12 protein-coding genes and 1 pseudogene are annotated in these 11,990 nt (G+C 68.6%); 9 read left to right on the top strand and 4 right to left on the bottom strand.

All coding sequences use genetic code 11. From position 1 onward, the window contains the following. Window positions 1-87 precede the first annotated feature (87 nt). The 6 genes and pseudogenes from ACNJ7K_RS05115 (at window position 88) to mnhG (ending at window position 6,376) form a co-directional block, all read left to right on the top strand. Window positions 88-2,925, top strand: coding sequence for a Na+/H+ antiporter subunit A (locus ACNJ7K_RS05115; protein ID WP_159417681.1), 2,838 nt, complete (start codon window positions 88-90; stop codon window positions 2,923-2,925). Next, window positions 2,922-3,464 (top strand): annotated as a pseudogene (locus ACNJ7K_RS05120) (Na(+)/H(+) antiporter subunit C); the annotation flags it as partial. The gene ACNJ7K_RS05115 and the pseudogene ACNJ7K_RS05120, both read left to right, overlap by 4 nt. Before the next feature lie 191 nt (window positions 3,465-3,655). Next, the gene (locus tag ACNJ7K_RS05125; RefSeq protein ID WP_120280151.1) at window positions 3,656-5,245 is read left to right on the top strand and encodes a Na+/H+ antiporter subunit D; all 1,590 of its coding nucleotides are present in this window, start codon (window positions 3,656-3,658) and stop codon (window positions 5,243-5,245) included. Further along, window positions 5,245-5,793 (top strand): Na+/H+ antiporter subunit E, encoded by a 549-nt coding sequence (locus ACNJ7K_RS05130; RefSeq protein ID WP_120280152.1) that lies wholly within the window; start codon window positions 5,245-5,247, stop codon window positions 5,791-5,793. Before ACNJ7K_RS05125 ends, ACNJ7K_RS05130 begins: the two co-directional genes overlap by 1 nt. Continuing rightward, on the top strand, window positions 5,790-6,050 hold the full coding sequence (locus ACNJ7K_RS05135) for a monovalent cation/H+ antiporter complex subunit F (protein ID WP_060650582.1): 261 nt from the start codon (window positions 5,790-5,792) through the stop codon (window positions 6,048-6,050). Before ACNJ7K_RS05130 ends, ACNJ7K_RS05135 begins: the two co-directional genes overlap by 4 nt. Next, the gene (gene mnhG / locus ACNJ7K_RS05140) at window positions 6,047-6,376 is read left to right on the top strand and encodes a monovalent cation/H(+) antiporter subunit G (RefSeq protein WP_120280153.1); all 330 of its coding nucleotides are present in this window, start codon (window positions 6,047-6,049) and stop codon (window positions 6,374-6,376) included. Before ACNJ7K_RS05135 ends, mnhG begins: the two co-directional genes overlap by 4 nt. Before the next feature lie 40 nt (window positions 6,377-6,416). On the opposite strand, the gene ACNJ7K_RS05145 is transcribed toward mnhG, so the two are convergent. From ACNJ7K_RS05145 to napA, 4 genes are all read right to left on the bottom strand, one after another. Further along, window positions 6,417-7,538 carry a glutamate--cysteine ligase gene (locus tag ACNJ7K_RS05145; RefSeq protein WP_120280154.1) on the bottom strand — a complete coding sequence of 374 codons (1,122 nt, stop codon included), beginning with the start codon at window positions 7,536-7,538 and terminating at the stop codon, window positions 6,417-6,419. Window positions 7,539-7,639: 101 nt separating this feature from the next. Continuing rightward, the gene (locus tag ACNJ7K_RS05150; protein WP_120280155.1) at window positions 7,640-8,281 is read right to left on the bottom strand and encodes a superoxide dismutase family protein; all 642 of its coding nucleotides are present in this window, start codon (window positions 8,279-8,281) and stop codon (window positions 7,640-7,642) included. A gap of 91 nt (window positions 8,282-8,372) precedes the next feature. Next, a complete protein-coding gene (locus ACNJ7K_RS05155) occupies window positions 8,373-9,017 on the bottom strand; it encodes a LytR C-terminal domain-containing protein (RefSeq protein WP_120280156.1) in 645 nt (214 codons plus the stop codon). A gap of 77 nt (window positions 9,018-9,094) precedes the next feature. After that, window positions 9,095-9,445 (bottom strand): nucleoid-associated protein NapA, encoded by a 351-nt coding sequence (napA, locus tag ACNJ7K_RS05160; RefSeq protein WP_016691601.1) that lies wholly within the window; start codon window positions 9,443-9,445, stop codon window positions 9,095-9,097. A 132-nt stretch (window positions 9,446-9,577) separates the two neighbouring features. Between napA and ACNJ7K_RS05165 the strand changes: the two genes are divergently transcribed. Genes ACNJ7K_RS05165 through ACNJ7K_RS05175 form a run of 3 tightly spaced genes read left to right on the top strand, consistent with a single transcriptional unit; the run spans window position 9,578 to window position 11,987 of the window. Continuing rightward, the gene (locus ACNJ7K_RS05165; protein WP_120280157.1) at window positions 9,578-10,177 is read left to right on the top strand and encodes a peptide deformylase; all 600 of its coding nucleotides are present in this window, start codon (window positions 9,578-9,580) and stop codon (window positions 10,175-10,177) included. Between the two features lie 22 nt (window positions 10,178-10,199). Continuing rightward, window positions 10,200-11,165 (top strand): N-acetylglutamate synthase, CG3035 family, encoded by a 966-nt coding sequence (locus tag ACNJ7K_RS05170; RefSeq protein WP_159417678.1) that lies wholly within the window; start codon window positions 10,200-10,202, stop codon window positions 11,163-11,165. 18 nt (window positions 11,166-11,183) lie between these two features. Then, complete coding sequence (locus ACNJ7K_RS05175) at window positions 11,184-11,987, top strand: exodeoxyribonuclease III (protein WP_120280159.1); 804 nt, start codon at window positions 11,184-11,186, stop codon at window positions 11,985-11,987. The last annotated feature ends 3 nt before the right edge of the window (window positions 11,988-11,990 follow it).

Genomic DNA, 11,990 nt, shown 5'->3' on the forward strand with positions numbered 1-11,990 from the left:
GTGTGCCGTCCGCTGTGACGACAGCGAGTCCCACGGCCCGCAGTCAGTTTCACCCCGCCGACAGGCCCGACCCCGACGGAGTGCCTTTTGATCGCCATACTCGTTGCCCATGCGGTCGCTGCTCTTCTGGCGCCGTTTCTGGTCAGAGTCATGGGGAGAAATGCATTCCTGCCGCTCGCGCTGGTGCCCCTCACAAGTCTCGGCTGGGTCGTCACCAACTGGGGAACCGATCAGAAACTACAGATCGCGTGGGCCTCGACGCTGTCGATGAATTTCGACCTGCGCTTCGACACGCTTGCGGCGATCATGTGCGTGCTCGTCCTGGGCATCGGCTCGTTGATCCTGCTCTACTGTTCGCGCTATTTCGAGGACGACGAGCCCCGCCTGGGCGTGTTCGCCGCCGAGATGGTCGCCTTCGCGGGCGCCATGTTCGGTCTGGTGGTCAGCGACAACATGTTGCTGCTCTACATCTTCTGGGAACTGACGACCGTCCTGTCGTTCCTGCTCGTCGGGCATTACGCCGAACGCGCCTCGAGTCGGCGTGCCGCCACCCAGGCCCTGCTCGTCACCACGGCCGGTGGTCTGGCGATGCTGGTCGGCATCATCATCCTCGGCGAGATGGTCGGCAGCTACAACCTGTCCGACGTCGTCGCGGCGGCACCTCACGGCTGGCTCGCCGGTGTCGCCGTGGTGCTCGTACTCGTCGGCGCACTGTCGAAGTCCGCCGTGGTCCCGCTGCACTTCTGGCTGCCCGGTGCGATGGCCGCCCCCACCCCGGTGTCCGGATATCTCCACGCCGCGGCGATGGTCAAGGCCGGCATCTACCTCGTGGCCCGGCTCGCCCCCGGCTTCGCGGACAGCGCCGCGTGGCGGCCGATCGTCATCGGTCTCGGTCTCGCGTCGATGATCCTCGCCGGCTGGCGAGCGTTCCGCGCCTTCGACCTCAAACTCATCCTGGCCTTCGGCACCGTCAGTCAGCTCGGTTTCCTCACAGCGCTGGTGGGCACGGGCAGCCGGGAAGCAGCCCTGGCGGGCCTGGCGATGGTGATCGCCCACGCCCTGTTCAAGGCATGCCTGTTCATGGTGGTCGGCATCATCGACCACTCCACGGGCACCCGCGACATTCGCAAGCTCGCGCACCTCGGCTCCGCCGCGCCCTATCTGATGGTGATCGCGATACTCGCGGCGGCGAGCATGGCCGGTCTGCCGCCGTTCATCGGGTTCGTCGCGAAGGAAGCAGCACTCGAGTCGTCGCTGGTGGCCGAGGTGCTGCCCGAGTGGGCGCGGATCGCCACGACCGCGGGCATCGTGGTGGGGTCGATCCTCACCCTCGCGTACAGCATCCGGTTCATCTGGGGTGCGTTCGGTCGCAAGCAGCTCAAACGTCCGAGCCCCGCGGTGCAGAACCTGCACGCGCCCGGCCCGCTGCTGCTCACCGCCCCGAGCGTTCTCGCGTTCGCCGGTCTCGCCGCGGGCTTCGCGAGCTCGTGGATCGACCACCTGATCGCCCCCTACGCCGACGAGCTGCCCACCGAACTCGACAAGCCCTACCACCTGGCGTTGTGGCACGGATTCACTCTGCCGCTCGCTCTGACCGGCGTGGTGATCGTGGGCGGCACGGCCCTGTTCCTCGCGCACCGCACCATCGCGCGCCTGCGCTTCGAGCACCCGCCGCTCGGCAACGCCGACCGGATGTACGACGCGACCCTCCAGGGCATGGACACCCTGTCCCTGCGCCTGACCGGTTTTCTGCAGCGCGGTTCGCTCCCCCTGACCCAGGCGACGATCCTCATCACCCTGGTGGCGCTCCCGACGGTGCTGATGTTCTTCTTCGGGCTGAGCACGATGCCGTCGACGCGCGCATGGGACTCGATCTGGCAGCTCGGGGTGGGGCTGATCATGATGGCCGCCGCGGTCACCGCGACGGTCCTGCGCAATCGCCTCGGCGGTGTGCTGGTCGTGGGCGTGACGGGTTACGGGCTCGGTGTGCTGTTCGCCCTCCAGGGAGCTCCCGACCTCGCGCTCACCCAGTTCCTCGTCGAGACCGTCACCCTCGTGATGTTCGTGCTGGTCCTGCGCAAGCTGCCCGCCGAGACCGACCCGGCCGCGGTGATGGGCAGCAAGTTCGCCCGCGCGATGCTCGGCATCGCCGTGGGCGCGGTGGTCGTCGGGATCGGCGCCTACGCCGTCGCGGCACGCACCACCGATCCGATCTCGCTGCTGCTGCCCGACGCCGCCTACTACGGCGGTGACGGCAAGAACATCGTCAACGTCCTGCTCGTCGACATCCGCGCCTGGGACACGATGGGCGAGATCTCGGTACTGCTGGTCGCTGCGACCGGCGTGGCCAGCCTGGTCTTCCGCACCCGCCGCTTCGGCACCGCCCCACGTGTGGCGGACGCACCCGCGGCGCAGCTCGACGCGGTCTCCGCCAGCAACGAGACGACCTGGCTGCTCGGCGGCGATCTCATCGATCCGCGCTACCGATCGCTGGTCCTCGAGGTCACCACCCGGCTGGTCTTCCCCACCATGATGATCCTGTCGGTGTACTTCTTCTTCTCCGGGCACAACGCGCCCGGTGGCGGTTTCGCGGGCGGTCTCGTCGCCGGTCTCGCGCTGGTGTTGAGGTACCTGGCCGGCGGACGCTACGAGCTCGGAGAGGCGGTTCCCATCGACGCCGGCAAGATCCTCGGCCTCGGACTCACCTTCGCCGCGGGCACCGCACTGGTGTCGATGTTCCTCGGCGCCCCGGCCCTGTCGTCGGCGACCCTCGAGCTCACGCTGCCGCTGCTCGGCGACATCAAGCTCGTGACCGCACTGTTCTTCGACCTCGGTGTGTACCTCATCGTGGTCGGCCTGATCCTGGACGTGCTGCGCAGCCTCGGTGCTCGCCTCGACGCCGAGACCGTGGGTGAGGGCCGATGACCGCGAACATCACGCTCCTCGCCGTCGTCGGCGTGCTCGTCGCGGCCGGTGTGTACCTGTTGCTCGAACGCAGCATCATCAAGATGCTGCTGGGGCTGCTGCTGGCCGGCAACGGCATCAACCTGTTGCTGCTGACCCTCGGCGGTCCCGCAGGTCATGCACCCATCGTCGGTGTGGAGAGCGACATCGAGCCGGACATGGCCGATCCCCTCGCGCAGGCGATGATCCTCACCGCGATCGTCATCACGATGGGTGTGGCGGCGTTCGTGCTGGCACTGACCTACCGCTCCTACACCTACCGCGCACGGGACGAGATCGAGAACGACCCCGAGGACACCCTCGTGTCGCAGCGGCGCAGTCTCGCCGACCTGCCGTCACGAGACCGCTCCGACGACCCGCTCACCGGTATCCCCAGCAAGAGCGGCGATGCCTTCGACGCCGCGGGCAACCCGATCCCGCTCGACCAGCTCAAGAACATCGAGGACCTCGAGGCGTACGAGGATCTGCACGACGGCGACTTCGACGACCCGACCGACTCGGCCTACACGCAGAACCAGGGCGGGACGGACGAGCCCGGTAGCGCCGACGCTGCCGAGGACGCCGACGAAGCCGTCCGTGCCGGTGAGGTCGACGAGGCCGTCCGTGCGGACGATCCCGACCCCGAGGCCCCCGACCCTGCCGAGGGCGAGCGGACCGGAGACGACGAGAAGAACGGGAAGGAGGATCGCCGATGAACCTGAGCGTCGCGAACCTCGTTCCCCTCCCCGTCCTCATCCCGTTGCTCGCCGCAGCCGCGACCCTGATCGTCGGCCGCCGTCCGCGCGTTCAGCGGTGGATCACCGTCTTCGCGCTGGTCGCCTCGCTCGTCGTGTGTGTGGCGCTGCTGTACTACGCAGACGCCGACGGCATCGCGGTACTGCAGATCGGTGGGTGGGAGGCGCCGATCGGCATCTCGCTGGTCGTCGACCGATTGTCGGCGTTGATGCTGGTCGTCTCGGCGATCGTGCTGCTGTCGGTGATGCTGTACGCGGTCGGTCAGGGTATCCACGACGGCAACGAGCAGCAGCCCGTCTCGATCTTCCTGCCGACCTATCTCGCGCTCACCGCGGGCGTCAACATCGCCTTCCTCGCAGGCGACCTGTTCAACCTCTTCGTCGGCTTCGAGGTGCTCCTCGCCGCCTCGTTCGTCCTGCTGACCCTGGGCGCGAGCGCCGACCGCGTCCGCGCGGGCGTCTCGTACGTCATGGTCTCGATGGTGTCCTCGCTGGTCTTCCTCGTGGGCATCGCCTTCGCCTACGCCGCCACGGGCACCTTGAACCTCGCCCAGATGGCACTGCGGATGGACGAGATCTCACCGGGCACCCGGGCCGCGATCTTCGGTGTGCTGCTCGTGGCCTTCGGTATCAAGGCCGCGGTCTTCCCGCTGTCGTCGTGGCTTCCCGACTCCTACCCCACCGCGCCCGCGCCGGTCACGGCCGTCTTCGCCGGCCTGCTGACCAAGGTCGGTGTGTACGCGATCATCCGGGCGCACACCCTGCTGTTCCCGGGCGGCGAACTCGACGACGTCCTGCTCGTCGCAGGTCTGCTCACGATGATCATCGGCATCCTCGGCGCGATCGCGCAGAACGACATCAAGCGTCTGCTGTCGTTCACGCTCGTCAGCCACATCGGCTACATGATCTTCGGCGTCGCGCTGTCGTCGCAGACCGGTCTCGCGGGCGCCGTCTACTACGTCGGCCACCACATCCTCGTGCAGACCACCCTCTTCCTCGTGGTGGGTCTCATCGAACGCCAGGCCGGGTCGGCCTCGCTGCGACGCCTCGGCAGCCTCGCGCTCATGTCCCCGCTGCTGGCGGTCCTGTTCCTCATCCCGGCGCTCAACCTGGGCGGTATCCCGCCGTTCTCCGGGTTCATCGGCAAGGTCGCCCTGCTGCAGGCCGGCGCGGAGGACGGTTCGGTCCTCGCCTGGGTCCTCGTCGCCGGTGGTGTCCTGACCAGCCTCCTGACGCTGTACGTCGTGGCGCGTATCTGGACGAAGGCATTCTGGCGGGCACGCGCCGACGCCCCCGAAGGCGACCTCGCCGACATCGGCCCCTCGGCGCTGATCGACGAATCCGCCACCGACATCTCCTTCGAGGAACGCCCGGACGTCGGCCGGATGCCGGCGGCGATGCTCGTCCCCACGGTCTGGCTCGTCGCGATCGGTGTGTCGTTGACGGTCTTCGCCGGTCCCCTGCTCGACATCAGCAACCGTGCCGCGGAGAACCTGCGCGACCGCACGGTGTACATCGAGGCCGTGCTGGGGGGTGAGCAGGAATGATGAAACGTGCCAATGTCCTGCGATTGTTCGTTCTGGGATGGACGACCCTGGTGTGGGTGCTGCTGTGGGGCACCTTCAGCATCGCCAACATTCTCGGCGGCATGGCCGTCTCGCTCGTCGTCATGTTCGTGCTGCCGCTGCCGCGTGTGCCCGTCGAAGGTCGCCTGCACGTGTGGTCTGCGATGCGACTCGGCGCGGTGATCTTCGGCGAGACCATCCGCTCGACGATCAACGTGGCGTGGCTCGCGATCCGGCCGTCCCCGCCGCCGGTCACCGGCGTGCTGCGCTGCCGGCTCACCATCAAGTCCGACCTGGTGCTGACACTGTGGACGGACATCATGAACAACATCCCGGGCACCATGGTGCTCGAGATCGACCAGGTGCGGCGGATCATGTACGTGCACGTCCTCGACGTGAGTACCGACAAGGCCGTGGCCGACTTCTACCGTTCCGCCCGCCTCATCGAGCGCCTTCTCATCCGGACGTTCGAACGCGAGTCGGAATGGCAGGCCAGCCCCTGGCGCAGCGGAACGGAGGAACTGACGTGACCGTGACACTGGCGATCGCGGGGGCACTGTTGTTCGTCTCCGCGGTCCTGATCACCTACCGCGTGATCGCGGGTCCCAACTCCCTCGACCGGCTCGTCGGCGTGGATGCCCTGCTCGCGCTCGGCATCTGCGGCATCGCGATCTGGGCGGTGTACACACGCGACACATCGGTGCTGCCCGCCACCGTGGCGCTGGCCCTGGTCGGCTTCATCGGATCGGTGTCCGTGGCTCGATTCCGGGTGCGTGACGAAGGATGACGACGATCATCGACACCTTCGCCCACATCCTGATCCTCATCGGGGCGGTCATCTCGCTGACCGCCGCGATCGGCGTGGTGCGTTTCCGCGACACCCTGTCGCGCATGCACCCTGCCACGAAGCCCCAGGTGGTGGGTCTGTTGTTCGTGCTGGGCGGTTCCATGATCATCCTGCGTAGTTCGGTCGACATCTGGATGATGGCCCTGGCGGGCATGTTCATGGTGCTCACCGCCCCCGTGATCGCCCACCGGGTCGGCCGCGTCGCCTACCGGGAGCAGCTCGGTCGCGACGGTCTGCTCGACGAGGACGCTCCCGGCGGTGCCTGACAACCGATGAGGGCCTGACGGCCGGGACGTCCTCGGCCGATCACTCCTTCAGTTCCTGCACGAGCGAGTCCACTACCGCGACGAGATCGCCGTCCGTCCGTTCCGCGAGCCGCCGCTGACGCTGATAGGACGCTCCCCGCACCGGGATGTCCGCGACCCGCGCGAGTTCGTCGGCGCAGCCGAGCCGCACCGCGGTGGGCATGATCTGCTCGAGCAGATCGTTCAGGTCGTCGGTGACCAGCCGCTCGGTGCACACCGGGTCGAGGATGACCTCCGCGTCGAGTCCGTAGCGCGCCGCACGCCACTTGTTCTCCTTGACGTGCCACGGCTGCAGCACGGGCAGTTCCTCGCCCCGTTCGAGACATTCGTCGAAGTAGACGACGAGCGAATGCACGAACGCGACGAGGGCGGCCAGTTCTGCGCGGTTGGTGATGCCGTCGAAGACCCGGACCTCGAGGGTGCCCCATTTCGGCGCCGGCCGGATGTCCCAGTGCATGCCCCCGGGGTGGCTGATGACTCCGGACTTGAGCTGGTCGGCGATGAACTCCGCGTACTGCGGCCAGTCGGCGAAGTGATAGGGCAGACCGGCGGTCGGCAACTGCTGGAACATCAGCGCGCGGTTGCTCGCGTAGCCCGTGTCGTAGCCCGCCCAGATCGGCGACGAGGCCGACAACGCGAGCATGTGGGGATACTTCACGAGCATGGCGTTGAGGATCGGGATGACCTTCTCCGCCGAAGAGATCCCCACATGGACGTGCACTCCCCAGATGAGCATCTGCCGTCCCCACCAGCGGGTGCGGTTGATCATCTCGTCGTAGTCCGGGGAAGGCGTGACGGTCTGGTCGGTCCACTGCGCGAACGGGTGGGTACCGGCGCACATCAGGTCCACGCCGTTCGGGTCGGCGGCACGTCGCAGCAGCGACAGCGACTCGGACAGGTCGTCGACCGCCTCGGCGACCGTGTCGTGGACGCCGGTGACGAGTTCGACGGTGTTGCGCAGGAACTCCTTGGTCAACCGCGGGGTCTCCCCCGCGATCTCCTTCACCCTGTCGAAGACGACCGCCGCGCTGTTCGAGAGATCGCGGGTGGTCTTGTCCACCAGAGCGATCTCCCATTCCACGCCGATCGTGGGACGGGGTGATCCCGGAAACGCGACTGCCACGTCTCGATCCAACCACAGGGCCCCGCCGACGGATGTCCGTCTGCGGGGCCCTGTGTCGGGAATTACCTGCGAGATCGAGTCTCAGGAGATTCGGACTCCGGTCACTCGATGACGCCGCACGCGAGGCGTGCGCCGAGGTTGTCCTGGTGCACGACCACCGAAGTGCCGTCCTCACCCTCGAGGTCCTCGAGGCCGAAGGCCGAGGTGGTGACGGTGGCGGTGGCGGTACCGTCCTCACGGACGACGAGCGAAACCAGGTCGCCGCTCTCCGGGACGGAGGTGTTGCCGCCGGCCTGCAGGTGGGCGCCGGCGGACAGGAACGCTCCGGGCTCGCCACCGTCAGGAGCGGTGGACTCGGCCTCGCAACGGCCGAACTCGTGGATGTGGACACCGTGGTAGCCGGGCTCGAGACCCTCGACGTCGACGGTCACCTCGACGTTGCCACCGTTCTCGGCAAACGACACGGTGCCGGCCGACTCGCCGTCGACCGTGGTGAGCTCGGCGGTGAGCGCAGCAGCGGTGGCGGAGCCACCGGCGTGCGACTCGCTGCCGCCCTCGGTGCCGTGGTCGTCGCCGTGGGCCTCGGAAGCGGGTGCGGCGGATCCCGTCCACACCGGCGGCGTCGTCCCCGGCTCGGTGCTCGCCTCCTCGCTGTTCGAGCACGCAGTCAGGCCCACCGCGGCGATCGCGACGATCGGGGCCAGAGCACGCCAGGACATGCGACGGGTGGAACTGGAGACCATCAAACCGCTCCTTCGAAGTGCCGAAAAGTCACCCGATCATAACCGGGCGTCTCCGGCACCCACCCGGTGGCGGACCGACACGGTTCCGGCGCTACGGCGAAGTGACGATGACGATCACTCCGGGGGCGGCATTGCGGATGCCCTCGAAGCGCGGTTGCGCGGTGACCCCGAGCGACTCCGCGACGGCCGTCGCGGTCTGCTGCTCGCCGGGCGACGTCCCGTAGAACACCGAGGTCTGCGGCAGTAGGCCCTCGCTGTAGTTGCCGGTTTCGGTGATGGTGAAGCCCTCGTCCTCGAGGTAGGTGGCGGTCTGCGCGGCCAGGCCCGCGATCTCGGAGTTGTTGAACACGCGGACCGGTGCCGTCGCGGCGGCCGAGGTGTCGGAGGCGAAGGAGGTTCCGCTCGCCACGGGCAGGGAGGGAACCGAGGACGCGGCCGCGGTGGTGGTCGCGCCGGTTCCGGCGGCGGACGTGCCCCCGTTCGCGGCAGCGGGCGCGGGCACGTTGGGCACCGCGGCCGAGCGCGGCGACGGTGCGCTCGGCGCTGCGGCGGTCGTCGTGGTGGGTGCCGCCGTGGGAGCGGGTTCGTCGTCGGAATCACCGAGCGAAGCGAAACCCAGACCTGCGAACAGGATGCCCAGGGAGATCAGGACCATCGCGAACGCACGCAGAGGCGGTCCCGAGGGTGCGGGCGCGCGGCTGGGGATCTCGGGGGTTCTGCTCACGACCTCGACCATAGTTGCCCGAGCACACGCAGCGCTGCCGACCGGCCGCGCGTGTCGACATTGCAGTATCCGGCCCGGAAGCCGCCCGTCTAGCGGGTGTCGAAACCGAGCCGGCGGGCCGCGCGGGCCTTCTGACGGCTCGCACGCAACCGCCGCAGCCGCTTGACCAGCATCGGATCGGCGGCGAGCGCCTCGGGACGATCCACCAGAGCATTGAGCACCTGGTAGTAGCGGGTGGCGGAGAGACCGAAGAGTTCCTTGATGGCGTCCTCCTTGGCACCGGCGTACTTCCACCACTGCCGTTCGAACGCCAGGATGTCGAGATCGCGACGGCTCAGGCCGTTCGCCTCGTCGCCGGTGGGCTCCTGCGCGGATGCGCCGTCGCCCTGCGGGGACACGAGATCGGACCGGTCGTTGCCGTGCGCTGCTGCGCCGTCCATTTCCCTCCTCGACTGGCTGGATCACACCGTGACGAAGAGTCCTTGCGTCTCGGCGGAAGTCATTCAATCACGGGGTGGGGACACATACCGGTTCGAGAACGCCGCGAGTCGATCCCATTATCCTGTGTCACCATGGCCATTCTTCCCATCGTCATCGTCGGCGACCCCGTCCTGCACAACCCGACCCGGCCGGTGACCGAGTCACCCGCCGAACTCGCTCAGCTGATCGCCGACATGTTCGAGACGATGGACGCGGCCAACGGCGTCGGCCTCGCCGCCAACCAGGTCGGTGTCGACAAGCGGCTGTTCGTCTACGACTGCCCCGACCGCGACGAGTCCGGCAAGGTCGCGCGCCGGCGTGGCGTCGTCGTCAACCCGATCCTCGAGACCTCGGAAATCCCCGAGACGATGCCCGACCCCGAGGACGATCTCGAGGGCTGCCTGTCCGTGCCCGGCGAGAACTTCCCCACCGGTCGCGCCGACTGGGCGAAGGTCACCGGTACCGACGAGAACGGTGAGCCCGTCGAGATCGAGGGCCACGGATTCTTCGCTCGCATGCTGCAGCACGAGGTCGGGCACCTCGACGGCTTCCTGTACGTCGACGTCCTGATCGGGCGCAACGCCCGCGCCGCGAAGAAGACCATCAAGCGTGCCGGCTGGGGTGTCCCGGGTCTGACCTGGCTCCCCGGTTCGGTGGAGGACCCGTTCGGCCACGACGACGAGGACGACTGACGAGGCGACCGGCGAACCGTCGATGACGACCGACCGTCCGGCCCCCTCCGTACCCCTCGGCACCCGGGTGGTGCTGCGGTACCGCCTGCCCGCCGGCTACAGCCACCCGATGACCGACGTCATCGGTGAACTCGTCTCCGTCGAACCGGTGGTCTCGGTGCGCACCGCCGACGGTCGTGTCGTCCAGGTGTCCCCCACCTCGGTCGTCGCGCTCAAGCCGATCGCGGCGCGGCCGATCCGCGTCTCGGAGATCCGCGCGCTCGAGCACGCCGCCGCCGCGGGGTGGCCCGGTCTCGAATCGGCCTGGGTGGATGGCTGGCTCGTGCGCGCCGGGCACGGTTTCACCCGGCGCGCCAATTCGGCGACGCCGCTGGGTGAACGCGGCACCGTGGCCGACCCCGCCGATCCGGCCGTCCGCGCCCGGCTCCGCGAATGGTTCGCGGCGCGCGGACTGCCGCTGCGACTGCTGGTACCCGATCGCCTCGCCCGGGTCCCCGAGGGGTGGCCGACCTCGGAGCCGGTACTCGTGATGGGCGCCGACCTCGCGAACGTCCCCTTGCCGCCGGAGCCCACCCCCGTCACGATCACCGACCGGCCGGACGCCGACTGGATGTCGCTCCACCGCGCCGACGCCGACCCGCTGCTCGCGCAGGACGTGCTCGGCTCGGTGGCCGCGGGGATCCTCGGGTTCGGCCGCATCGGAGCACCCGGGCAGCCGCCCCTCGCGATCTGCCGCGCGGCGATCACCGACGCGCCGGACGGACGCCGCTGGGTGGGTCTGTCGACCGTCGAGGTCGCTCCCGAACACCGGCGTCGCGGACTCGGCACACTCGTGTGCGGCGCCCTGCTGCGCTGGGCACGCGAGCAAGGCGCGACCCACGCATATCTGCAGGTCGAGGAGTCGAACACCGCGGCGCGCGCCCTGTATCGCGAACTCGGCTTCGTCGACCACCACCGCTACCGGTACGCCTCCGAACCCGTCGGATAGGTCGCCTACAGTGGGCGTGTGCGCCTTGCTACCTGGAATGTGAACTCCGTCCGTGCCCGTACCGACCGCATCCTCGACTGGTTGCAGCGAACCGACACGGATGTGCTCGCGATGCAGGAAACCAAGTGCAAGGACGAGCAGTTCCCGTACGAACGCTTCGAGGAACTCGGCTACCGCGTCGCGCACGTCGGACTGAGCCAGTGGAACGGTGTGGCCATCGCGTCGCGCGTGGGCCTCGACGACGTGCAGATCGGCTTCGAGGACCAGCCCGGTTTCTCCAAGGACCCGGAGGTCGATCCGGCGCTCGAAGCGCGGGCGATCGGCGCGACGTGCGCGGGTGTGCGCGTGTGGAGCCTGTACGTCCCCAACGGCCGCGATCTGAACGACCCGCACTACACCTACAAGCTCGACTGGCTCGCCAAGTTGCGCGCCGACGCGCACGCGTGGGCCACCGCAGCGCCCGAGCAGCCCATCGCGCTGGTCGGCGACTGGAACGTCGCCCCCACCGACGACGACGTGTGGGATCCGGCCTTCTTCGAGGGCAAGACGCACACTTCGCAGCCCGAGCGCGACGCCTTCCACGCGTTCGCCGAGGTCGGCTACACCGACGTCGTCCGTCCGTACGCGCCCGGCCCCGGGGTGTACACCTACTGGGACTACACCCAGCTGCGCTTCCCCAAGAAGCAGGGCATGCGGATCGACTTCGTCCTCGGATCACCGGCCTTCGCGGCACGGGTGACGGGCGCCGAGATCGACCGCAACGAACGCAAGGGCAAGGGCGCGAGCGACCACGCACCGGTCATCGTCGACCTCGACCTCTGAGCG

This window comes from Rhodococcus shunpengi, from assembly GCF_048381395.1.
Taxonomy (GTDB): Bacteria; Actinomycetota; Actinomycetes; order Mycobacteriales; family Mycobacteriaceae; genus Rhodococcus.